This is a genomic window from Polynucleobacter sp. MWH-HuK1 (assembly GCF_018881815.1).
GTDB lineage: Bacteria > Pseudomonadota > Gammaproteobacteria > Burkholderiales > Burkholderiaceae > Polynucleobacter.
Window position 1 is genome coordinate 1,611,959 of the sequence record NZ_JACVPP010000001.1, and the last position, 23,909, is coordinate 1,635,867.

Genomic DNA, 23,909 nt, shown 5'->3' on the forward strand with positions numbered 1-23,909 from the left:
ATAATGGCGAAAGTTCTTCTAAAAACCAATAAGGGTGACATCACCCTCTCACTCGATGCCGCTAAGGCACCTAAAAGCGTTGCTAACTTTTTGCAATATGTCAAAAGCGGTCACTATGATGGAACCATCTTTCATCGCGTAATTGATAACTTCATGATACAGGGTGGCGGCATGTCTGCTGGCATGAAACAGAAGCCAACTGGCGCAGAAATTGAAAACGAAGCCAACAATGGCCTCAAGAATGATCGCTATACAGTAGCAATGGCACGCACTAGTGAGCCACATTCAGCAACTGCACAGTTTTTCATTAACGTAAATGACAATGACTTCTTAAACCATACCGCTCCTAATGCTCAGGGCTGGGGTTATGCCGTATTTGGCAAAGTCACTAATGGTATGGATGTTGTAGACACCATCCGTAAGGTAAAGACTGGTAGCTCAGGTTTTCATCAAGACGTTCCCAAAGAAGATGTTGTGATTGAGAAAGCCACCGTTCTCGAGGAATGATTCCGCATCACGCGAGCGCACTGCTCATATCAGACCTACACCTCACGCCGTCAATGCCCTTGACGGCGCAACGCTTTTTTGACTTCTGTGAAAAAGAGGCTCCAAAAGTAGAGGCCATATTTATTCTCGGTGACTTATTTGAATATTGGGTAGGCGATGACGCTGCTGCACACTCTCCTTTTCAGCAGGAAGTGCAACGTGCAATCGCCAACCTCTCCACCAAAGTAAAAACGTATTACCTACGCGGTAATCGAGATTTTTTAATTGGTCATAGTTTTATAAAAAAGACTGGCATGACACTCTTACCCGATCCAACCACTGTTGAGATCGCTTCGAAGAAGTGGGTATTAGCCCATGGCGATGCTTTATGCACAGCAGATATTGGCTATCAAATCTTTCGAGGCTGTGTAAGAAAGTCTTGGATTCAAAAAATCTTTTTAAGCCTGCCACTCAATTGGCGCAAGGGTATTGCTCAGCATCTTCGCAGCAATAGCCACGCCCAATACCAACAAACACAAGCATCAAGAGCGCAACGCCTCAAGATGGATGTCACGAAACAAGCTTGTGCAACAGCCCTAAGAGATCACTCAGGGGATTTATTGATTCATGGGCATACCCATATGCCAGCACACCATGAAGAGTCGATGGATGGCCAGCAGTGGCAGCGTTGGGTCTTATCTGACTGGGATCTCGATCATCCAGAGAGCGGTCGCCCAAGAGCAAGCGCCCTACTCATTGATGATGCCGGCACTCGATATATCGACCTGATTAAAAATTAAACAGATCGATTGCTCAATTCGATTTTTATTTAAGAAGCAGAATATTTAGAAAGTGCTTGCACCATTTGCGCAAAGATACGCGGATTTGCTGCCATTGCTTCACCGCTTTTTAAGAAGCCTTCTTCACCGCGATAGTTACCAATCAAACCACCTGCTTCAGTAATCAGCAAAGCGCCTGCAGCCATATCCCAAGGTTTGAGATCGCTCTCAAAGAAACCATCGTAACGGCCAGCTGCTACGTAAGCCAAGTCTAAAGAGGCAGCACCCGGACGACGCAGACCCGCACATTGACGTGACATATCAGCAAAGATTTTTAAATACTTTTCTAAGTCTTGATCTTCGCGATAAGGAAAGCCCGTTCCCAATAAAGAATTGGCCAAGCGATCTTGTGTGGCGACACGTAAACGTCGACGATCTAAATACGCACCGGCTCCACGTGTCGCTGTAAACAACTCATCACGTGTTGGGTCATACACAACAGCTTGTTGAGTTACGCCATTAACTGCTAGCGCAATCGAAACCGCGTACTGAGGAAATCCGTGAATAAAATTAGTAGTGCCATCTAAGGGATCGATGATCCAAACATTTTCTGCATCGGCATTACGTTCGCCAGTTTCTTCAGCCAAAAATCCATGGGTTGGATAGGCTTCACTGAGCGTTTCAATGATGGCCGCTTCTGCGGCTTTGTCCACCTCGGTTACGAAATCGTTGTGCTGCTTGCGGTCAACCTGCAAGCGCTCCAAATTCAAGGAAGCACGATTAATGACTGTTCCAGCGCGACGGGCAGCCTTAACGGCCACATTTAACATGGGATGCATAGTATTGATGGACAAATTAAATAAGAACAAGCTCCTTGTAGCGCCTACAACTAGGGTAAATTGCATGACAATACGAAGCTAACAGATTGATTCTAAACGATTAGCGTTCATTACACCCCATTAACCAGCCTAAAGCGCCTTGATGAATATCGAAACATCCGCATTACTCCGCTGGGTTTTAGTCGAAACCAGTCACCCAGGAAACGTGGGATCAGCTGCTCGCGCCCTAAAAACCATGGGTTTTAGCGAACTCAGATTGATTAATCCAAAGATCAAGGGGGTTTCCTCACATCCTGAAGCCATAGCCCTAGCTAGCGGTGCTACAGACGTTCTAGAGAGCTCAATAGAGGGCGACTCATTAGCCGCCTCCGTAGAGGGTTGCTCGCTAGTTCTGGGCCTAACTAGCCGTGACAGAGAGTTTGGCCCTCCTGCCATCGATTGGGAATCTGCTAAGTCCCTTACAGAGACCTCCGTCCAGAGCGGCGGGAAGGTAGCCCTTCTCTTTGGCCCAGAAAGAACAGGGCTAGATAACGAACATTTAGCTTTATGCACCCACAGAGTCTGGTTAGATGCCAATCCAGATTATCCATCCCTCAACCTTGCCCAGGCGCTGATGGTTTGCGCCTTCACCCTCAGAGAAACGCTTACCCAGCATGACGATAAACGCAGTACTTTAGTCAACCGCGAAGAAATGGCTGATTTTGCTGATCCTGCAGCGGTAGCCGCGATGCTGGAGCATTGGCGCGAGGGACTCGAAGCTATCGGCTATCTAGACCCTGCAAACCCAAAGAAATTGATGCCGCGTATTCAAGCATTATTTGCCAGAAGTCGCCTGCACAAGGAAGAAATCGATCTTTTGCGAGGGATAGCAAAACAGATGCTCCTGAGAAAATAAGCGCATCCCGTTAAAATCAATACATGTCAAATTCATTATTCGACCAAGTCGACTCCATCATTGCCAGAGACCCTGCAGCTCGGAACCGTCTCGAGGTCATCACTTGCTACCAGGGCCTGCATGCAGTTTGGTTGCATCGCATCTCCCACTTTTTGTGGAATCTTGGCCTGAAATGGATAGCACGCGTACTCTCCATGTTTTCTCGCTTTTTGACTGGTATCGAAATTCACCCGGGCGCCAAAATTGGTCGCAGAGTTTTCTTAGATCACGGTCTAGGCATTGTGATTGGGGAGACAACCGAAATTGGTGATGATTGCACCATTTATCAGGGAGTAACTTTAGGCGGTACATCACTCTATAAAGGCGTCAAACGTCACCCTACATTGGGTAAAGGCGTCGTGGTGAGTGCTGGTGCAAAAGTTCTCGGTGGATTTACTGTGGGCGACGGCGCACGCGTTGGTTCCAACGCTGTAGTACTCAAAGAAATTCCAGCGGGTGCTACTGCGGTTGGCATTCCTGCGCGCATATTGCATCCAGATTTACCACAAAGCGCGGATAGCAAAACGAAAGAATACTTTTCTGCTTATGGCATCACACCCAATATTGATGACCCTGTATCCATGGCACTAAAAGGTTTGATTGATGCAACGATTGAGCAAGAAGCCAAAATTGCAGCATTAGAAAAAGCCCTTGCCAAACTCAACAACAGTCCTGATGGTGGGGATGCTAGCTCAAGCGACACCAAGCGTGATCTAGACGCCATTAAAGAATGGTTGAAAGAGTAGTTTCTAGTTGAGGAAGCGATAAAATAAAAGGGATAGCGTGCTATCCCTTTTATTTTGCTCATAGAATTTTAAATTAATGCAGCGTATGCGGGCCCGCATCGTTGCTACCTAATACACCGCCTGGAAACTCTTCATCGTCGTCACCATCATCATTAGGCATACCAAATGAAAAACTCTCCCCACCCTCTGGGTGACGATTTTCAATCTCGTCATCAGTAGCCGCGCGAACATCTTCAACCTGCACCCAAAAACGCAAAGCCATGCCGGCTAATGGATGATTACCATCCAAAACCACTTGGTTGTCTGCCACATCAGTCACCGTATAAATGAGCGGCTCATCATCAGCATCATCTGCAGCCGCATCATCTTCAGCATCCGGCACACCCTCAAACTGCATGCCCACTTCCAATGGCTCCGGAAAGCGTGTGCGGGGTTCAATCTTCAAAAGCTCTGGATCATATTCACCAAAAGCTTCGTTGGGCTCCAACTGAATTGTAGCCTCATAGCCAACATCTTGACCATCAAGCAAAGTTTCAATTTTCGGAAAAGTACCCTCATACCCGCCGTGCAGGTATACCATCGGAGAATCTGGCTCTTCGATGACATTATTTTGTGCATCGGTTAGCTTATAGCGAAGGGATACGATAGTATTTTTTTCAATCTTCATGCGGCACTTGTCGAACATTCGGTTTTAATCAGTTTCTAAAAGCATCTTTTATGACCTCATTTTACTTGAGCAAACCTTATCAACCACCCCAAGCCCCGGCAAAGCTCCCTCTAGGTAATCCCTGGGCCCTATTTGGGGGAATTAGCCCTGATCAGTTCATGACGCAGTATTGGCATAAAAAGTCCCTGCTGATCCGTGGGGCGATTCCAGCATTTACCTTATCTGCCCAACAGGGTAAGCCACTTGATAGCCCTATTCCAGCAAAACAATTGCTGGAATTTGCTCAAAATAAAGAGATCGAGTCACGCTTAGTTAAGACCAAGCCTTGGACTTTCGGTCAAGGACCATTTTCCAAGCAAGCAATACCCTCTATAGACAAGCCAAACTGGACTTTGTTATTTCAGGGCATGGAGGCACACCACCCTGCTGCCGCAAAAATCCTGTCTTGGTTTCGCTTCATCCCAGATGCTCGCCTTGATGATTTAATGATCAGCATTGCCGGTGTTGGGGGTGGTGTTGGCCCACACTTTGATTCTTATGACGTATTTCTCATTCAGATGTCGGGCAGAAGGCAGTGGCGTATTTCGGAACAGAAAGACCTCAGCCTAAATCCCAAGTTACCACTGAAGATTTTGCAGCACTTTAAGCCCGAGCAAGAATGGATACTAGAACCTGGTGACATGCTGTATCTGCCACCACACATTGCGCATGATGGCATCGCTCTAGATCCGGGCTGCCAGACTTGGTCAGTTGGATTTCGCTCACCCAGTTTTAAAGAATTACTGCAAGAGGGATTGTGGCGATTAGCTGAATCCCTTGAGGATATTCCCACTTTAGAGAAAAAATTTGCAGACCCAAAACAAAAGGCAACTCACAGCGCCGAAGAATTGCCCGAGGAGTTGATCCAACAGCTGCGCTCGAAACTGAAAGAATTAAAACTTGATCAAATTAATGGCTTCTTGCCTGGCATTACAAGCTACCTGTCAGAACCAAAGCAACAAGCAATTTTTGATTCTCCAAGTAAGCCACTGAATCCAAAGCAATTTCAGAAGGCGCTTGAAGCAAGAAAGCTTATCCCCCATCCACAAACCCGTATTTTGACTCTCAATAGGCGGGTTTATTGCAACGGGGAGGATGTGACCAAGGCACAGAGTCCCTCGATTTCACGCGCTTGGCAGACCCTATCGGCATCTAAATTGCTTGCCAAAGCCAAACTCCACAACCTTGATAAATCCAGTCTTTATGAGGCTTATTTGGCTGGCTGGCTTACTTTTGGGAAGTGATGTCAGAGATGGATATAATAAATACTGGAAACTACCTAGGGGCTATCCCTTGGTTTATCCAGAGAACAATTACCGGTAATTGTTGTTAATTTTTTAAAGGAATTTACAAATGAAGAAGTCACTCGTATTCGCTGCTATGTTAGCAATCGCCTTGGCCGCTTGCGGCAAGAAAGAAGAAGCAAAGCCTGTTGAAGCTGCTCCAGCTGCCCCAGCTGCTGCCCCAGCTGCTGCTCCAGCTGCAGAAGCTCCTGCTGCTGCTCCTGCTGCTCCAGCTGCTCCAGCTGCTCCTGCTGCTGACGCTAAGAAGTAATCTTCTTTATAAAGAAAAAAGCCGCTGAAAAGCGGCTTTTTTCTTTGCTGTAAAAAATGAATTACCTTGTGAGTTGCTCTGTTAACAAGGTCAACAACTGGTATCCGGCGGGCGTATTTTCTGGCTTGCCGTCAGCGCTTTGTACGTATACACTCGCAGAATTTTCACCAGTACCCTTTACAACAACTTGGTATTTTTTAGCCTTCAAGCTTGAATCATCTTTACTGCTAAATAAGTTTGAGAAGAAGCCTTTGGTATCACCCAATTCCTTAGGGTTGACGTAGCGTACGTAGTAAACACCGGCAGTGCGATTACGATCTTCAACGGTAAAGTTTGAGCGATCAAGCGCCAATCCAACATCGCGCCAAGAACGATCAAAGCCTACGCCGAGCTCAATGTGAGCCTGATTCGTGCCATCTTGCACAAACTTAGCTTTTGGAGTTTTGGGTCCAAGAGGCGTCGCTACCATTGCTTTTGCTTGCTCTTGAGTCATGCCCAGGCGCTCCATCAAGCGCGCCAAGAAAGCAGCCTCTAACTCAGGATCATTTGGGCGTGGCGTCCAGATTGTGGATAAACAAGCTCCTGTTGTATCAGTAGTACATTTTTCGATTGCACCGCGCTGGGTAATGTAAATCTCCGTTTCACCCGGCTTTGTAACTTCAAGGCGAGTTTTGTACTTATCGCGCTCGCCAGTATCGTAAACAGAATCCAAGGCACCGCCAATAGTTGAACGAATCCAATCTTGCGCAATTTTTGCGCGATTCTCGGCCCAGTCAGTTTCCATAATGCCAGTTGATGGTGAATCAACAACTAGCAAGAAACCATTTTCTTGCCAAAAATCTTTTACCTGCGGATAAAGTTCAGGCGCTGGCTTTTCTACAACCAACCAACGACGCTCACCATCACGAGCAATGCGCATACCAGGGATACCTGTCATAACATTGCTACGCAGCTGAGCTGATTTCTTAACAGCTGCATTGTATTCAGACATGGTGGCTGTGCCGTCTTGAACAATGTAACGTCGATCCGCTTGTGCGGTGATTAAATCAGGAGGGTATGACAGATTAGGGCCACGAACGGCGCCAGCACTCTTATAGTCAACCGTATCGCTGCTGGTCACCGACTTGCATGAACATAACAATGCAATGCTACAAGTGGCTAAAGCAAGAATCGATAGATATCGACGGATTGATTGAAGCAAATTCATCATAATAAGTTGGCCTGTTTTAAAGCTGCCTTTAATGGCTCACGAAGAGAATTGCTTAATGGGGTTAATGGCAAACGAATGCCAGCAGTAATCTTGCCCATCTCATGCAGGGCCCACTTCACTGGGATTGGGTTTGCTTCTGTAAACATCGCCTTGTGAACCGCAATCAATTGATATTGTATTTCACGTGTTCGCTTTACATCATCAGACATAGCAGCAACGCACAACTCATGCATTAAGCGTGGGGCAATGTTGGCTGTAACAGAAATATTGCCCTTGCCACCCATCAACATCAACATAGCAGCTGTTAAATCATCTCCAGAGATAACTGAAAAGTCTAGATGACCGGCACGCTTAAGATCATTGATCAATAAAGTACCACGCTCCAAGCTACCTGTAGCCTCTTTAATACCAATAATGCCTGGCACAGCAGCTAAACGAACTACGGTATCCCCAGCCAAATCAGCAACTGTTCTTCCGGGAACGTTATACAAAATTACCGGCAAATCTACTGACTCAGCAATCTTTTTAAAGTGGGCATACATACCCTCTTGCGTAGGCTTGTTGTAATACGGCACTACTTGCAAGCTAGCATCAGCACCGACTTGCGCAGCATATTTAGTTAACTCAATCGCCTCAATAGTGGAATTGCCGCCAGTGCCTGCAATCACAGGAATGCGTCCAGCTATCTGCTCTACCGTCACACGAATGAGTTCGCAATGTTCTTCAACAGAAACCGTAGGAGATTCGCCGCTGGTGCCAACAATCACAATTCCGTCAGTACCTTCAGCGACATGCCAATCCAACAAAGAACGCAAGGTGGCGTAATCCAAACTCCCGTCTTCAAACATCGGAGTAACGATAGCTGGCATGCTGCCAGCAATGGGCTTTTTGCTACCTTTGGAATGAGCTGTATTTGTCACCGAATATGCACCAATTTTTAGCTGTCTTAACCCTGAAATTGTAACGGAATGCGCTGTTTTAGCTCACCTTTTACGGCGCAGAGGCGCTGAACCATAGCTGGTTTGGGCTCATCCTCATAAATGTCTTCATAAGCTACTACTTTAAGCCCATGGGAAGCGGAAAATGCCAGCAATTCCCCTGGATTTAACAGGAAATTTGGGTTTGATGGCTTACCAAATTCCCCGTTCCCCAGGGCAAAGGTTTCGTAGATTAAGACGCCCCCTTCTTGAAGCATTTTGGGTAGCTGATCTAAATGTGGGCGATAGAGGTAATTAGTCACCACAATGGCGCTGAACTCAAAGTTATCGAGAGGCCATTCAGCCTGCTCAAGATCATAATTCTTTGGGGTGATGAGAGCGTTATTTAAAGCCTGAACGGCTGAAACATCTTGGTCTACAGCTAACACCTGATGCCCAGCATTTGCCAACCACACAGAATGACGCCCAGATCCGCAAGCTAAATCCAAAACAACCCCACCCTTCGGAATCAGTGGAGAAAAACGCCTCACCCACAGGGAGGCATTGGAAATCACATCATGCGCATTGAATAACATGAATTCTCAATCGTAAGCCAAGCCCATTGCTTCGCGAACCTCACGCATAGTTTCTTGCGCAACCTTACGTGCCTTATCGCAACCATCAGCAATGATGGAGCGCAGCAAGCTAGGGTCATCCAAGTACTTCTGAGCACGCTCAAACATAGGCTGCTGCTCTGCCAAAATGGAATCAATGACGGGTTGCTTGCATTCAAGACACCCAATGCCTGCTGACTTACATCCCTTATCTACCCATTGCTTTGTCTCCTCATTTGAGTAGACGGTGTGAAGCTGCCAAACCGGGCAACGAGCTGGGTCACCCACATCAGTTCTGCGTACACGCGCAGGGTCTGTAGGCATTGTGCGAATCTTCTTAATTACTTCCTCTGGATTCTCACGAATACTAATAGTATTGCCATAAGACTTTGACATTTTTTGCCCATCAATACCAGGCATGCGTGATGATGTAGTAAGTAATGCTTGCGGTTCAGGCAGAATGATTTTACGGGCACCCTCCAAGAAACCAAAGAGTCTCTCGCGGTCGGCCATAGATAAACTCTGAGCTTCTTGCAACAATGCTTTTGCCCGCTCTAAAGCTTCATCGTCACCACGCTCCTGAAATGCCACTCGCAATTCTGCATACATCTTGGCACGTTTACTGCCCAACTTTTTGACAGCCTCCAAAGCTTTTTCTTCAAAACCAGGTTCACGGCCATACAAATAATTAAAGCGACGCGCTACTTCACGAGTCATTTCTACGTGAGGGACCTGATCTTCACCCACAGGCACAAACTGCGCACGATAAATCAAAATATCAGCAGCCTGTAACAGTGGATAACCCAGAAATCCATAGGTTTGGAGGTCTTTTTCTTTGAGCTTCTCTATCTGATCTTTATAGGTGGGTACACGCTCCAACCAACCTAATGGCGTTCCCATAGAAAGCAATAAAAATAGTTCGGCATGCTCAGGCACTTTACTTTGAATAAACAAAGTAGCTTGGTTAGGATCTACGCCTGTTGCCAGCCAATCAATCACCATGTCCCACACAGATTGCTCAATCACATCCGGAGTTTCATAGTGAGTAGTTAACGCATGCCAATCCGCTACGAAAAAGAAACAAGGGTATTCGGACTGCAAGCGGACCCAGTTCTTTAAAACGCCATGGTAGTGACCTAAGTGCAAATTACCGGTTGGGCGCATGCCAGAGAGAACGCGTTCAGCAAACATCTGTTTTCTTTTTCTAAATAGTTAAGGGATAAGGAATTAAGTAGTTGGTAATTAATGAAAAGCAGACCATACTGGAGTGAGATGATCTGGCAAATGCGGTAAATTACCCAAGTCAATATGACTTTCATTTGGATCATGAAAATCCGATCCACGGGAAGCTAAAAAGCCGTACTGCTGTGCGATTTTTGCAAAGGTTTTATATTGATCTGGACTGTGACTGCCAGTAATAACCTCAATCGCCAGACCTCCCAGGTCTTTAAAGTGCTTATAGAGCTCATCCATTTGCATGGCGTTTAATCTGCTGTAACGACCGGGGTGGGCAATCACTGCTACACCCCCTGCAGACTTAATCCAATTAACAGCATTGTCTAGGCTGGCCCACTGATGAGGAACGTATCCTGGCTTGCCTTCAATCAAGTAATTTTTAAATACATGCTCGGTATCGCGACACACACCCTGCTCTACCAAAAAACGAGCAAAGTGAGTTCTGGAAATCAACTCATGATTGCCGGCAAAATGAAGTGCGCCTTCATACGCACCAGGAATTCCTACCTTAAGTAATTGCTCTGCCATCAGTTGCGCACGATTTGCACGACCATCACGTGTTTGACGTAAACCCTCAATAATTCCGATATGCTCCGCATCGATACCAAGTCCAACAATATGAATGGTCTCACCCATCCAAGTCACGGAAATTTCAACACCACCGAGATAATCGATATTGAGAGCGCTGGCTGCTTCTCGAGCACGCTTCTGCCCATCCAATTCGTCATGGTCGGTTAAAGCCCACAAATGCACACCATTCGCTTTTGCACGCTCCGCCAATTCTTCAGGCGTTAAAGTGCCGTCAGAAATGACTGAATGGCAATGCAAATCGGCATTAATGGGTGAAAAGCTGCTCATGACCCTATTTTAGGTCAAGCTGGTATCAATTACACGGCGCGGGGCATCCAGGTAGTCGCGAGACTGCATCTCGATCAAACGGGACACGGTTCTGGAGAATTCAGCGGTAATTTGACCCTCTGTATACAAATCCGGGGCTGGAACCTCTGCAGAGATAATCAGCTTAATTTTGTGGTCGTATAGGACGTCAATCAACCAGATAAAGCGGCGGGCCTCATTGGTCATTCTTGGAGGCATATAAGGCACCCCCGACAGAATCACCGTATGAAACTGATTGGCTATTTCCAAATAATCATTTTGTGAGCGCGGGCCGCAGCATAGGGTTTTGAAATCAAACCAAACTACGCCATCAGCCATATGTAAGGGGCGTAATTCGCGGGATTCAATATTCAAAACAGGATTGCGAGTCTCTTTTTGATTGCCAATCAGTGTTTGAAACATTTGACCTAAGGTCGCTTGTGTTTCAGCATTTACGGGAGTTAGATAGGCTTCAACTTGTGCCATCTGTACACGACGGTAATCATTGCCGGCATCAACATTGAGCACATCTAACTTTTCTTCTAGCAGTTTGATGGCAGGAAGCAATCGATCGCGATGCAAACCATTTGGGTATAACTGATCCGGACGATAGTTCGATGTCATCACAAACTGTACGCGGTCTGTAAAGAGTGCATCAAGCAAGCGATACAAAATCATTGCATCGGCAATGTCATTAATATGAAACTCGTCAAAACAAATCAGACGATAGCGCTTAGAAATACGCTTTGCTAATTCTTCTAAAGGATCGGATAAGCCTGATAACTCATGGAGTTCGCGGTGAACCTCACGCATGAACTCATGAAAATGGATGCGAATCTTTTTTTCTAAAGGGGATGCTGCATAAAAGCAGTCCATCAAGAAAGACTTGCCTCGACCTACCCCACCCCATAGGTACAGACCCCTAGGGAGACTCGGTTTAAATAACTTCTTTTTAAGTTTATTGCTGCGAATGTCTTTATAAGCAATCCACTCATCTTCGCATTTCTGCAGACGCTCAATAGCGCGAAGCTGCGCGGGATCACTTTGATACCCGCGCGCTTTTAACTCCTGTTGGTAAAACTCAATGGTTTTCAATTACATATTTAATGCGCGTGAGTCTGTCGCTAACGCTGCTTCGCGCATCACTTCAGACAAACTTGGATGTGCATGACAGATACGAGCAATATCTTCCGCTGCGGCTTTGAATTCCATTGCAACCGCAGCTTCAGCTATGAGGTCAGAAGCATTGGCGCCAATGATGTGAACACCAAGAATCTCATCAGTCTTAGCATCGGCCAATACTTTGATGAAACCATCAGCACGACCCATGCCTAATGCACGGCCGTTAGCAGAAAATGGGAACTGACCTGCTTTATAAGCCACACCGGCTTCTTTAAGTGCTTGTTCTGTTTTGCCAACCCATGCAATCTCAGGATCAGTGTAGATAACCCAAGGAATGCAGTTGTAATCGATATGTGGTTTTTGACCAGCAATCACTTCAGCAACTAAGACACCTTCGTCCTCTGCTTTATGTGCCAACATTGGTCCACGCACAACGTCACCAACAGCGTAAACGCCAGGTGCAGCAGTTGCACAAGTATGGTCATCAATAGGAATGAAACCGCGCTCATCCACTTTGAGGCCAATCTTATCTAAACCTAATTTATCGGTGTTTGGTACTCGACCAACGGAAACAATTAAGCGATCACATTCCAACTTAGCAGCTTTACCAGCGCTATCAGTGTAATTGACCACTACACCCTTCTTGTCAGCTTTCACATCGCCAATTTTTACGCCAGTATTGATGCTCAAGCCTTGCTTTGCAAACAACTTTTGCGCTTCTTTTGCAATACCAGCATCACATGCAGCCAAGAATGAAGGCATAGCTTCGAGCACGGTTACTTCAGCACCGAGACGACGCCATACAGAACCCAACTCCAAGCCAATTACGCCTGCGCCGATTACGCCTAATTTCTTAGGAGCAGAATCAAATTTCAAGGCGCCTTCGTTATCACAGATCAATACGTTATCCACGGCGATACCAGGAAGGTGACGTGCTTTAGAACCAGTAGCAATGATGACATTCTTTGCTGTAACTGTTTCTTTATCTTTGCCATCAATTTTGATTTGATAACCGTCAGCGCTCTTACCCTCAAAAGAGGCATGACCTTTGAGCAAAGTGACTTTGTTCTTGCGGAATAGGTACTGAATGCCGCCAGTCATCTTGGTAACAATATCATCCTTGCGGGCGATCATCCTCTTAGAGTCGATGCTAACTGCACCTACTTTAATTCCATGATCAGCAGCATGATGATTGATCTTCTCGAATTCCTCAGAAGAAGCCAACAAGGCCTTAGAAGGAATGCAACCCACGTTCAAGCATGTGCCACCTAAACGTGGCTCACCCTTAGGATCATCATAAGAACTAGATTCAGCGCAAGCAACTTTAAAACCGAGTTGCGCTGCACGAATTGCGGCGATGTAGCCACCAGGGCCACCACCAATAACTACTACGTCAAAAGCTTGGCTCATGATCTTCCCTTCTTACAAATCAAGGAGAAGGCGTGAAGGATCTTCCAACGCATCCTTCATGGCAACCAAACCAAGCACAGCCTCGCGACCGTCAATGATGCGGTGATCGTATGACAAAGCCAGATAGTTAATTGGGCGAACAACTACTTGGCCGTTTTCAACAACAGCGCGGTCTTTGGTAGCGTGGATACCCAAAATAGCGGATTGTGGTGGGTTGATGATCGGGGTAGAAAGCATGGATCCGAATACACCGCCGTTAGAGATGGAGAATGTGCCACCAGTCAACTCTTCAATAGACAACTTGCCTTCACGAGCTTTAGTACCGAACTCAGCAATCTTCTTCTCGATGTCAGCCAAATTCATTTGGTCAACGTCACGCAAAATTGGAACTACCAAGCCACGTGGTGAGCTCACAGCGATACCAATGTCAAAGTAACCGTGGTACACGATGTCATTGCCATCAACAGAAGCATTCAAGAGTGGGAATTTCTTTAAAGCGTGCGTTGCCGCTTTAACAAAGAAAGACATAAAGCCTAACTTCACGCCATGAGTCTTCTCAAACTGGTCTTTGTATTTGTTACGCAAAGCAATCACTGGACCCATGTTCACTTCATTGAATGTAGTCAAGATGGCGTTGTTAGCTTGAGACTCGAGCAAACGCTCAGCAATACGAGCACGCAAACGGCTCATTGGAACACGCTCTTCTGGGCGATCGCCAGTTGGAATTGGTGCGCTTGGCAATGCAGCAGACTTAGCGCCACCTGCAGAAGCATTCAATGCATCGCCCTTAGTGATACGGCCATCGCGTCCAGAACCGGCAACCTGTCCAGCATCAACACCCTTCTCTGCCAGAATTTTTGCAGCTGAAGGTGCTGCGGCAGCTCCAGCTTTAGCTGCAGGAGTAGCTGCTTTAGCAGGCGCGGGAGCTGTAGCAGGCGCGGCGGCCGGTGCGGGTGCAGCAGCGGCAGGAGCTGCGGCTGCAACAGCAGTGCTGTCGATCTTCGCAATTAACTGCTCGGCAACAACAGTGCCGCCGTCAGCAACAACGATTTCTGTCAAAACACCAGCAGATGGAGCTGGAACTTCGAGAACCACTTTATCTGTTTCGATTTCGATCAAGATCTCGTCTTGACCAACAGCGTCGCCAACCTTCTTTTTCCATTGCAACAAAGTTGCTTCAGCAACTGACTCGGAGAGTTGGGGAACTTTAACTTCGAAAATAGCCATGATTAATCCTGTTTATATGTATGTATGTTTATTAAGCGATGAAGACGATTATTTCGTGATCACGTAACCTTTAAGTTTGGCAAATGCCGCATTGAGCAATGACTTCTGCTGTTCTTGGTGGAGATGGGCATAACCACAAGCTGGTGATGCTGATGCAGGACGACCTGCGTAGCCTAACTTCATGCCATCAGCCATGTTTTCCAAGATATTGTGTTGCACGAAGAACCAGGCGCCTTGGTTTTGCGGCTCATCCTGACACCAAACAACCTCTTCTAACTTTGGATACTTCTTCAACTCAGCAGTCAATGCTTTATGAGGGAATGGATACAACTGCTCCAAGCGAATAATGGCAACATCACCAATCTTCTTCTCAGCACGTTGTTTTACCAAATCGTAATAGACCTTACCAGAGCACATTATCAAACGGGTAACTTGTTTAGCATCTATAGACTCATCGCGCTCGCCAATAACAGTTTGGAAACCACCTTTGGTGAATTCAGATAAAGGTGAGGCAGCTTCTTTATTACGTAGCAATGATTTTGGAGTCATCAAGATCAGCGGTTTGCGGAACTGACGAATCATTTGACGACGCAACACATGGAAAATCTGTGAAGCGGTTGTCGGCTGAATCACTTGCATATTGGTATCAGCACATAACTGCATAAAGCGCTCAAGACGTGCAGAAGAATGCTCTGGACCTTGGCCTTCATAACCATGCGGCAACATCATGACCAAACCGTTTGCACGGCCCCACTTCACTTCACCAGAAGCGATGAACTGGTCAATAACCACTTGAGCGCCATTGGCGAAGTCGCCGAACTGGGCTTCCCAAATAGTTAAGGTATTTGGTTCTGCTGCGGCATAACCGTACTCAAAACCGAGCACAGCTTCTTCGGAAAGAATGGAGTCAATCACTACAAATGGTGCTTGATCTTTAGTGACGTGCTGAAGAGCGATATAAGTACCGGTATCCCACTTCTCCCGGTTTTGCTCATGCAATACCGCGTGCCGGTGAGTAAAGGTGCCGCGACCACTGTCTTCACCAGACAAACGAACTGGATAGCCGCTAGCAACCAAAGATGCGAAAGCCATGTGCTCACCCATACCCCAGTCAATATTGACTTCACCGCGACCCATCGCCGCACGATCGTTGTAGACCTTAGCAACCAACGGGTGTGCTTTAAAGCCCTCTGGAATAGTCGAAATCTTTTCAGCCAAACGCTTCCACTCTGTCAATGGAATAGCTGTATCAGCTTCATCAGTCCACTTCTTATTCAAGAAAGGAGACCAATCCACAGCAAACTTACCTTTGAAGTTGCTCAATACTGGATCAGATGTTTGCTTACCCTCATCCATGGCAGCACGATACTCTTTAACCATCAGGTCGCCAGTACCGGCGGGCAATATGCCTTGAGCTTCTAACTTGTCAGCATAGAGCTTACGTGTGCCAGGGTGTGCAGTAATGATTTTGTACATCAATGGCTGTGTCATTGCAGGCGTATCTTGTTCATTGTGACCAAGCTTACGGAAACAGATGATGTCAATCGCCACATCCTTATGGAACTTCATGCGGAACTCAACAGCCAACTTAGTTGCCAAGACTACCGCCTCAGGATCATCGCCGTTCACGTGCAATACAGGGGCATCAACAACCTTCATGATGTCCGTGCAATACAAGCTAGAACGCAAGTCGCGTGGATCGGAAGTTGTAAAACCAATTTGGTTGTTAATCACGATATGCACTGTGCCACCAGTGGAATAACCACGAACTTCAGACATCGCTAATGTCTCTTGCATTACACCCTGACCCGCAATCGCAGCGTCACCATGAACCAAGATTGGCATAACTTGATCGCCCAACATGTCACCGCGACGCTCCATACGAGCACGAGCAGAACCTTCAACGACTGGGTTAACGATTTCTAGATGGGATGGGTTAAATGCCAAAGACAAATGAACCGGACCGCCAGGAGTAGAAATATCGCTTGAGAAACCTTGGTGATACTTCACGTCGCCCGCAGGCAATGTTTCTGGGCCTTTGTGCTCAAATTCGGCAAATAAGTCTTTTGGCATTTTGCCCAAGGTATTTACCAATACGTTGAGACGACCACGGTGGGCCATACCGATAACGATCTCTTGCACGCCTTTATTACCTGCATCACGAATCAACTCGTCCATACAAGCAATAAAGCTCTCGCCACCCTCTAAGGAGAAGCGCTTTTGACCAACGTATTTAGCCTGGAGGTAACGCTCTAGACCTTCAGCAGCAGTTACGCGGTCCAAAATCTGACGCTTCTCTTCTACATTAAATTGTGGAGTTGAGCGAATGGACTCTAGCTTTTCTTGCCACCACTTCTTAATCTTTTGATCAGCAATGAACATAAACTCGACACCAATCGTGCCGCAATATGTTTCGCGCAATGCTTGGAGCAAATCTCGCAAAGACATTTCGTTCTTGCCGAAGAATGTATTACTTGTGTTGAAGACGATATCCATATCGCCGTCAGTAAAACCATAGAAAGCGGGATCTAACTCAGGAATATCCTGGCGCTCTGTCCGCTTTAATGGATCCAAATTTGCCCAGCGATTGCCAACGTTACGATACGCAGCAATTAACTGCTGAACAGCAACGCGTTTGCGGCCCATCTCTGAGTCAGCCGAATCAGAAATCGTTCTGATAGGACCTTGCTTAGCGCGCTCAGCAAATGAAGCAACAATCGGTCCGTGTGCGATGTCAGTTCGAGATGAACCGTCAACTGCTGGAACCTGTTTCACGTTATCGAAATAATCTCGCCAATGATCAGCTACGGAAGCTGGATCGTGCAAGTAAGATTCGTAGAGTTCCTCTACATAAGGGGCGTTTCCGCCGAAGAGATAGGAGTTATCTCTTTGATCCTGCATCATGATGCTCACCTTTCATCGGGTTTCCCGATTAAAAACTGTGGTTAAAACCATCCGCTCTGCGGCTATACCGCTTCACGAATTGATCTGTGCAAATACCGGTACTACGACAGTAATTTAACACGAATGACCATTGATACATAAAGGGCTTTCCCTGATTTAAGGGGTTTTGGGGGTATCCCCCTATTTTGGGAATTTAATAAGAACTTTCCTACCCCTCTTTAAAGGATTGCCGACAGATTCAAATGATTTTGATTTTTATTCTCTAAATCTTCAAACAATTAAATGAAATTAAGGGAAATATGAAATCAATTACCCCAGAAACAGAATATCTCAGCACCCGCCAAAGCGCCAAGGTTTTGCAAGTTTCCTTGGGCACCGTTCAGAAAATGGTGGAATTGGGTGAATTAATTGCATGGAAGACTCGAGGGGGGCACCGCCGGATATTGGCCAGTTCACTGGAGCAACAGTTACAGCGTAGAAAGAGAGCTATGCGCCAAAAGACAACCCAAAACTGCGTTGCTATGGGCATATTTAGAAGATCTGAAAATGGTCAAGAATTAATAGAGGCTATTGCCGATTGGCAGCTTAAGGTGGATATGGAAATGGCAGTAGATAGCTTAGAGGGCCTCATGAAAGCCGTCTCCATAGCTCCTGATTTGATCTTTTTGGATGCCCTTATTCCACCAGTAGAGCAAGTCCATTTAATCCATTACTTAAGTAAAAACAAAGACACACAGCGCATACCTATTCTAGTAGATGAAGGTTTTATTAAGCTTCATCCTGGCGTTGTCACTCTTGTGGATGAGAATTCAGGCGGCAAGCCTCCATTAAGCGAAAACATCAAAAAGGAGCTCGAAAACGGTCTTATTGACCTCAATCCTCTCATTATTGGCTATCCAGCCACTAATCCAGAGGCCGAAGGAAGCTGGGTCCATGAAAGCAGACATGAGTTATTGGAGCCCCTATTTGTTGAAGCCCTTGCCAGGAAGTGCACCTAGCATTGAGCTAACGAGGAAAGCACAACATAACAAAAAAGGCCGCTAAGTGCGGCCTTTTACATTAAATCCCAAATAAAACAATGGTTTAAATTAAATAACTACTGCGATCTCTACCTTCAATCCACTTAGGCGCCTTACCTCGACCAGTCCAGGTTTCACCTGAAGAAGGATTACGGTATTTTGGGGCAACCTTAGCGCCGGCGCTCTTAACACCCGCCTTACGGCTAAATAGGTCAGCAGCCGTTAGGTTGTATTGCTCAATAATTAACTTTGCCTTGGCGATACCATCCGCCTTTTCTAGGGCAATTGCTTCTTTAATCTGTTTATCCAACTGCTCGCGTTGGGCTAAAAGCTCTTTATAAGAAGGCATATTGTTTTCACTCTCCGAATAATAAGTTGTTATATGCAGTGAAAATAAACTGCATTAGACGGTGATTATATATAAATTAATCACTCTGACAATATATATTATTGGATTATTAACCTATATCTATTAGTGTTTTATTTATAAAGTTAAATAAAAGACATAATCCTTATAAATACTATGCTTAATTAAGGCGCACTCGATTTTCTGAGCATAAAGGTTCCGCTAGATTTAGCAGTTATCTCCCCTGCCTCATTCAAAACAATCGCCTCACAATAGTTAACAGTTTTACCTGACTTCAAAATGTTGCCCTCAACAGCGATTTTGCCAACACTAGGACGCAAAAAGCTGACGGTCATATCAATCGTCATTGCACCAAGAGGAATATCGGTAGTACTTCTAGCCGCTGCCCCCATCGCAAAATCGAGCAAGGTCATAATGACGCCGCCATGGGCTATACCAAAGCTATTTTCATATTCAGGCCTAATCTCCAGGCTGATCCGAGACTTGCCATCTTTTGCATATTCAGGAACTACACCTAAGTGCGCCAAAAAGGGAATTTTGAGACCAAAATACTCTGTGGTTTTATCAGTGCTTGTCATGGAAAGAGTTTAGAAAGAGTGGGATGAAATTGAATGGTCGGGGCGAGAGGATTTGAACCTCCGACCACATGCACCCCATGCATGTACGCTACCAGGCTGCGCTACGCCCCGACGAAAGACAAAATTGTATCAGTAACTATTTGGAGAGAATCTGCAGAACTGCTTGCAATTCTTCGCGTAGACGAAGGACGCCGCGAGCTTCTTCAAGGCGATTGCGTGCACCGCTAATCGTAAAGCCCTCTTCATAGAGAAGTGAGCGGATTTTTCTGATAAGGACAACTTCATGATGCTGATAGTAGCGACGATTACCACGTCGTTTTTGCGGACTTAACTGGGAAAACTCTTGCTCCCAGTAACGCAGAACATGCGAACGAACGCCACACAGATCCGCCACTTCACCAATGGTGAAATAGCGCTTGGCAGGTATTGGGGGAAGTTGAGTGCTCAGCAGTACTGAGCCGGCATCAAACTCGGTTTTCTCGAGCATGTGACTCCACTACATCTTTAAGCTTTTGACTGGCGTGAAAAGTTACTACGCGTCTAGCAGCAATCGGAATCATTTGACCTGTCTTTGGATTTCGGCCAGGACGAGCCGATTTATTTCGCAACTGAAAATTACCAAAACCGGAGATCTTTACTTCCACACCCGTCTCAAGTGATTGGCCAATACGATCGAAGAAAGCATCAATCATGTCTTTCGCTTCACGCTTGTTCAATCCAACCTGATCAAAGAGAGCCTCTGAAAGCTCATTCTTAGTAACGGTATCGTTAGAAATCAATTCGGTCATTGCCAGTCTCTTTGGTAACTAATTATTCGATTTATATCTAATACTAAACCTAGCGCAAACGGGCTGCACACTTTTCCTCCACGGAACCCAATAAAGCAGCCATTACAGCATCAATTTGAGGGTCTTGCAGAGTCTCATTAGGGTTTAAGAGGGTGACACGGAAAGCCAAACTCTTTTCATCATCCGCCATGCTGCTCGAACCCGCCTTTGGCTTGAACTCATCAAAGAGCTCAATATTGCGTACAAAATTCTGTTTGCTCGCAGCCATGACATCTAACAATGACTGTGCGGATACACTTTGCTTCACCACCAGTGCCAAATCTCGTTGCACCGCAGGAAATTTACTTAATTCTTCGGGCATAGGTAAACCAAGTTCGCAAATTGGCTCTAAATCCAATTCAAACAATACTGGTGCCTGGGGAAGTTCGTAAGCTTGCTGCAAGCCTGGGTGTAATTCACCAATCCAACCAATAGCAATATTGCTTTTGCCGGCCTTCAAAAAGACTTGCGCTGAGCGCCCAGGATGTAGTGCTGGATGCTGTGCAGCTTCGGTCACGAAATGTAGAGGATCTAGGACGCGCTCTAGATCACCCTTGACATCAAAGAAATCCACTGCACGAGTTGCGTTGGCCCACTGCTCAGGTACGAATGAACCATAAGCTAAGCCGCCAATTTTTTGAGGCTGATGAAAACCCGCTACTTTGCCGGCTTCTTCTTGCGCATTAGGGTCACGTTTAAATACGCGGCCAGTCTCAAACAAGCGAACACGCCCTGCACCACGGTTTAAATTCGCTTTAAGATTGCCTAGTAGGCCACCCCACAAATTGCTACGCATCACGCCATATTGATTGGCGATCGGATTAAGCACCTTAATGAGATCTTGCTCTTTAGCACCTGCAAGACGCTGCTCACTTTCAAGGTCCGTGAAACCAAAGTTCACTGCCTCTTGGTACCCTTGCAATGCTAAACGCTGACGTAGTAGATGAATACCACGCTTCGCTTCCGCTTTAGCGCTCATCTTCAATGAAGCTACCGGTGGTTGATCAGGAATATTTTCAAAGCCGTACATACGTGCGACTTCTTCAATTAAATCTTCTTCAATTTCGATATCAAAGCGATAGCTTGGAGGAGTCACAACAAAAGCATCGCCCTCTTGCTTAAATTCAAAACCGAGACGCTTAAATACATCAGCCACTACCTCATTAGTCAGTGGAATGCCGATAACTTTTTCTGCTCTAGCCAAACGCATTTTGACCGGCTTACGCTCTGGAACATTGAGCACTTGATCATCCACGGGGCCCGCTTGACCACCGCAAACCTCAATAATTAAAGAACTGAGATATTCCAAGCAATTCACTGTATTTTGCGGATCTACGCCACGCTCAAAGCGATGCGCAGCATCGGTACTAAAATTAAATCTACGTGCACGACCCTGAATAGCTGAAGGCAGCCAATAAGCTGCTTCCACATAGATGTTCTTAGTGTCATCAGATACAGCACAGTGATTTCCACCCATGATGCCTGCAAGCGCTACCGGACCATTCTGATCGGCCACTACTCCAGCATCTTGCATCCTTCCAGCAGAGTCTAGGTCTTGCAAAGTCACTGTCTGACCATTCAGTAGCTCCAGGGTTTCACCTGCTTTAGCCCAGCGAACAGTGATATCACCGCTTAATTTATCGATATCAAATACGTGGGTAGGTTGACCGATTTCCAACATGACATAGTTAGAAAGATCCACTAGCGCAGAAATACTTCTTTGACCTGCTCGCGTTAAACGCTGCACGATCCATTCAGGAGTTTTGGCTTGCGGATTCACGCCACGAATTACTCGACCAGCAAAGCGTCCGCAAAGCTCTTTGGCCTCAACTGTGACCTTGCGCTTATCTTCGATTGTTACTGCAGGCGGTGTCCACTTAGACGCACAGAGTGCGGCACCGGTGATCGCTGAGACTTCTCTTGCCATACCCATTAATGAGAGGCAATCAGCCTTATTTGGCGTTAGCTTAATGACGTAGATTTGATCATCGAGATTAAGATACTCACGAATATCTTTTCCAATTGGTGCATCTGCAGGTAACTCAAGAATGCCCTCATGATCATCACCCAAACCAAGCTCGCGACCAGAGCACAACATGCCTTGACTCTCTACACCGCGCAGCTTGCCTACTTTAATCATGAAAGGTTTGCCGCCAGCTTCAGCAGGAGGCAATTCAGCGCCAACCATAGCGCATGGAATCTTGATGCCAGCACGTGCATTGGGTGCACCACAAACGATTTGTAACTCTTGACCTGTACCAGCGTCTACTTTGCAAACCCGCAAGCGATCTGCATCGGGATGTTGCTCAGCAGACAGAATCTGCGCGATCACAATTTTGGTAAATGCAGGCGCTACTGAATGCTGCTCTTCAACTTCTAAACCCGCCATTGTCATTGCATGACCAAGTGCATCACTATCAAGTGATGGGTTCACATACTGACGGAGCCAAGATTCAGAAAATTGCATAGCGCGATCTAAGATTTAGTAATACAGATTTGGTTAGGCGGGAAACTGCGCCAAGAAACGCAGATCGTTTTCGAAGAAGAGACGTAAATCGTCAACGCCATAACGCAACATCGTCAAGCGCTCTAGGCCAGACCCAAAAGCAAAGCCGGTATAGCGCTCTGGGTCGATACCCATATTGCGCAATACGTTTGGATGCACTTGACCTGCTCCAGAGATTTCTAACCAACGGCCAGCGAGTTTGCCGCTTCCAAAGGCCATATCAATCTCAGCCGATGGCTCAGTAAATGGGAAATAGGATGGACGGAAACGAACTTGCAATTCGTTTGTTTCAAAAAAAGTTCTCAAGAAGTCTGTATAGACACCCTTAAGATCTGCAAATGAAACACTCTCTGCAATCCACAAACCCTCAACCTGATGGAACATCGGTGAATGCGTTGCATCGCTATCAACACGATATGTTCTACCTGGTGCAATAACTTTGATTGGCGGCATCACATCTGCGTTGGCATATTTCTTAACATGTTCGCTCGCATAGCGAACCTGAATTGGGCTGGTATGCGTGCGCAATAACAAAGGCTTTTCATTGGAGTCTTTGCCATCGATATAAAAAGTATCCTGCATTGAGCGAGCAGGATGATTCTCGGGACTATTTAAGGCAGTGAAATTAAACCAATCAGTTTCAATTTCAGGGCCATCCGCTACATCAAAACCAATCGAGCGGAAGATCTCTTCAACGCGCTCCCAGGTGCGCATCACAGGATGCAAGCTACCTACTGCTTGGCCACGACCAGGCAGGGAAACGTCAATAGACTCTGCTGCAAGACGTTGCATCAATACCGCATCAGCCAAAGCTTGGCGACGCTCTTGTAATGCAGCTTCTACGTGAGTTTTGATTTGATTAATTTGGGCGCCTGCACTCTTGCGCTCCTCAGGCGACATTCCACCAAGCGCTTTTAAGCGCTCAGTGAGAACACCTGACTTACCGAGATACTTGGCTTTCGCGTCCTCTAGAGCTGCCGCATCGGCAGCCCCAAGGAAATCACGTCTAGCATCCTCGACAATGTGGTCGAGAGAAACCATTGCAGCTTAGT

The 23,909-nt window shown here is 46.3% G+C and carries 24 protein-coding genes and 1 tRNA gene; 7 read left to right on the forward strand and 18 right to left on the reverse strand.

Annotated features, from left to right (window positions below; genetic code table 11):
• Window positions 1-3 precede the first annotated feature (3 nt).
• The gene (locus tag ICE93_RS08290) at window positions 4-507 is read left to right on the forward strand and encodes a peptidylprolyl isomerase (protein WP_216187235.1); all 504 of its coding nucleotides are present in this window, start codon (window positions 4-6) and stop codon (window positions 505-507) included.
• On the forward strand, window positions 504-1,286 hold the full coding sequence (locus ICE93_RS08295; RefSeq protein ID WP_216187237.1) for a UDP-2,3-diacylglucosamine diphosphatase: 783 nt from the start codon (window positions 504-506) through the stop codon (window positions 1,284-1,286). Before ICE93_RS08290 ends, ICE93_RS08295 begins: the two co-directional genes overlap by 4 nt.
• A gap of 29 nt (window positions 1,287-1,315) precedes the next feature.
• On the opposite strand, the gene ICE93_RS08300 is transcribed toward ICE93_RS08295, so the two are convergent.
• Window positions 1,316-2,104: an inositol monophosphatase family protein gene (locus ICE93_RS08300; protein ID WP_216187240.1), complete on the reverse strand. Its 789-nt coding sequence runs from the start codon at window positions 2,102-2,104 to the stop codon at window positions 1,316-1,318.
• A 142-nt stretch (window positions 2,105-2,246) separates the two neighbouring features.
• Between ICE93_RS08300 and ICE93_RS08305 the strand changes: the two genes are divergently transcribed.
• A complete protein-coding gene (locus ICE93_RS08305; RefSeq protein WP_216187242.1) occupies window positions 2,247-2,999 on the forward strand; it encodes an RNA methyltransferase in 753 nt (250 codons plus the stop codon).
• A 23-nt stretch (window positions 3,000-3,022) separates the two neighbouring features.
• Window positions 3,023-3,784 carry a serine O-acetyltransferase gene (cysE, locus tag ICE93_RS08310; RefSeq protein ID WP_216187244.1) on the forward strand — a complete coding sequence of 254 codons (762 nt, stop codon included), beginning with the start codon at window positions 3,023-3,025 and terminating at the stop codon, window positions 3,782-3,784.
• Window positions 3,785-3,857: 73 nt separating this feature from the next.
• On the opposite strand, the gene ICE93_RS08315 is transcribed toward cysE, so the two are convergent.
• Window positions 3,858-4,451, reverse strand: a complete 594-nt coding sequence (locus ICE93_RS08315) for a peptidylprolyl isomerase (protein ID WP_216187246.1) — start codon at window positions 4,449-4,451, stop codon at window positions 3,858-3,860.
• 50 nt (window positions 4,452-4,501) lie between these two features.
• Between ICE93_RS08315 and ICE93_RS08320 the strand changes: the two genes are divergently transcribed.
• Both ICE93_RS08320 and ICE93_RS08325 read left to right on the forward strand, forming a co-directional pair.
• The gene (locus ICE93_RS08320; protein WP_216187248.1) at window positions 4,502-5,734 is read left to right on the forward strand and encodes a cupin domain-containing protein; all 1,233 of its coding nucleotides are present in this window, start codon (window positions 4,502-4,504) and stop codon (window positions 5,732-5,734) included.
• 109 nt (window positions 5,735-5,843) lie between these two features.
• A complete protein-coding gene (locus ICE93_RS08325) occupies window positions 5,844-6,044 on the forward strand; it encodes a hypothetical protein (RefSeq protein WP_216187250.1) in 201 nt (66 codons plus the stop codon).
• A 61-nt stretch (window positions 6,045-6,105) separates the two neighbouring features.
• Here the strand turns inward: ICE93_RS08325 and bamC are convergent, their stop codons facing one another.
• The 9 genes from bamC to ICE93_RS08370 form a co-directional block, all read right to left on the reverse strand.
• Window positions 6,106-7,251 (reverse strand): outer membrane protein assembly factor BamC, encoded by a 1,146-nt coding sequence (bamC, locus tag ICE93_RS08330; RefSeq protein ID WP_216188346.1) that lies wholly within the window; start codon window positions 7,249-7,251, stop codon window positions 6,106-6,108.
• Window positions 7,251-8,123, reverse strand: coding sequence for a 4-hydroxy-tetrahydrodipicolinate synthase (dapA, locus tag ICE93_RS08335; protein ID WP_216188347.1), 873 nt, complete (start codon window positions 8,121-8,123; stop codon window positions 7,251-7,253). The genes bamC and dapA overlap by 1 nt, the downstream gene beginning before the upstream one ends.
• A gap of 77 nt (window positions 8,124-8,200) precedes the next feature.
• Window positions 8,201-8,767, reverse strand: a complete 567-nt coding sequence (locus tag ICE93_RS08340; protein ID WP_216187252.1) for a bifunctional 2-polyprenyl-6-hydroxyphenol methylase/3-demethylubiquinol 3-O-methyltransferase UbiG — start codon at window positions 8,765-8,767, stop codon at window positions 8,201-8,203.
• Between the two features lie 6 nt (window positions 8,768-8,773).
• Complete coding sequence (locus ICE93_RS08345; protein WP_216187254.1) at window positions 8,774-9,976, reverse strand: tryptophan--tRNA ligase; 1,203 nt, start codon at window positions 9,974-9,976, stop codon at window positions 8,774-8,776.
• 51 nt (window positions 9,977-10,027) lie between these two features.
• Window positions 10,028-10,879, reverse strand: a complete 852-nt coding sequence (locus tag ICE93_RS08350) for a 3',5'-nucleoside bisphosphate phosphatase (RefSeq protein WP_216187256.1) — start codon at window positions 10,877-10,879, stop codon at window positions 10,028-10,030.
• 9 nt (window positions 10,880-10,888) lie between these two features.
• Window positions 10,889-11,992 (reverse strand): cell division protein ZapE, encoded by a 1,104-nt coding sequence (zapE, locus tag ICE93_RS08355; protein WP_216187258.1) that lies wholly within the window; start codon window positions 11,990-11,992, stop codon window positions 10,889-10,891.
• Window positions 11,993-13,429: a dihydrolipoyl dehydrogenase gene (lpdA, locus tag ICE93_RS08360; RefSeq protein WP_216187260.1), complete on the reverse strand. Its 1,437-nt coding sequence runs from the start codon at window positions 13,427-13,429 to the stop codon at window positions 11,993-11,995.
• Window positions 13,430-13,441: 12 nt separating this feature from the next.
• Window positions 13,442-14,656: a 2-oxoglutarate dehydrogenase complex dihydrolipoyllysine-residue succinyltransferase gene (gene odhB / locus ICE93_RS08365; protein ID WP_216187262.1), complete on the reverse strand. Its 1,215-nt coding sequence runs from the start codon at window positions 14,654-14,656 to the stop codon at window positions 13,442-13,444.
• A gap of 48 nt (window positions 14,657-14,704) precedes the next feature.
• A complete protein-coding gene (locus ICE93_RS08370) occupies window positions 14,705-17,560 on the reverse strand; it encodes a 2-oxoglutarate dehydrogenase E1 component (protein WP_216187264.1) in 2,856 nt (951 codons plus the stop codon).
• Between the two features lie 299 nt (window positions 17,561-17,859).
• On the opposite strand from ICE93_RS08370, the gene ICE93_RS08375 reads away from it, so the two are divergent.
• The gene (locus ICE93_RS08375; protein ID WP_216187266.1) at window positions 17,860-18,558 is read left to right on the forward strand and encodes an excisionase family DNA-binding protein; all 699 of its coding nucleotides are present in this window, start codon (window positions 17,860-17,862) and stop codon (window positions 18,556-18,558) included.
• An 85-nt stretch (window positions 18,559-18,643) separates the two neighbouring features.
• On the opposite strand, the gene ICE93_RS08380 is transcribed toward ICE93_RS08375, so the two are convergent.
• The 7 genes from ICE93_RS08380 to pheS all read right to left on the reverse strand — a co-directional run bounded on the left by ICE93_RS08380 (window position 18,644) and on the right by pheS (window position 23,898).
• Window positions 18,644-18,928 (reverse strand): H-NS family nucleoid-associated regulatory protein, encoded by a 285-nt coding sequence (locus ICE93_RS08380; RefSeq protein ID WP_216187268.1) that lies wholly within the window; start codon window positions 18,926-18,928, stop codon window positions 18,644-18,646.
• Between the two features lie 182 nt (window positions 18,929-19,110).
• Entirely contained in the window at window positions 19,111-19,524 is a 414-nt protein-coding gene (locus tag ICE93_RS08385; protein ID WP_216187270.1) for a PaaI family thioesterase, read from the reverse strand.
• A gap of 34 nt (window positions 19,525-19,558) precedes the next feature.
• Window positions 19,559-19,635 (reverse strand) — tRNA-Pro (locus ICE93_RS08390).
• 25 nt (window positions 19,636-19,660) lie between these two features.
• The gene (locus ICE93_RS08395) at window positions 19,661-20,011 is read right to left on the reverse strand and encodes a MerR family transcriptional regulator (RefSeq protein ID WP_216187271.1); all 351 of its coding nucleotides are present in this window, start codon (window positions 20,009-20,011) and stop codon (window positions 19,661-19,663) included.
• Complete coding sequence (locus tag ICE93_RS08400) at window positions 19,989-20,312, reverse strand: integration host factor subunit alpha (RefSeq protein ID WP_068321512.1); 324 nt, start codon at window positions 20,310-20,312, stop codon at window positions 19,989-19,991. Before ICE93_RS08400 ends, ICE93_RS08395 begins: the two co-directional genes overlap by 23 nt.
• Window positions 20,313-20,361: 49 nt before the next feature.
• Entirely contained in the window at window positions 20,362-22,818 is a 2,457-nt protein-coding gene (pheT, locus tag ICE93_RS08405; RefSeq protein ID WP_216187273.1) for a phenylalanine--tRNA ligase subunit beta, read from the reverse strand.
• A gap of 33 nt (window positions 22,819-22,851) precedes the next feature.
• Entirely contained in the window at window positions 22,852-23,898 is a 1,047-nt protein-coding gene (pheS, locus tag ICE93_RS08410; protein ID WP_216187276.1) for a phenylalanine--tRNA ligase subunit alpha, read from the reverse strand.
• Window positions 23,899-23,909: the final 11 nt, after the last annotated feature.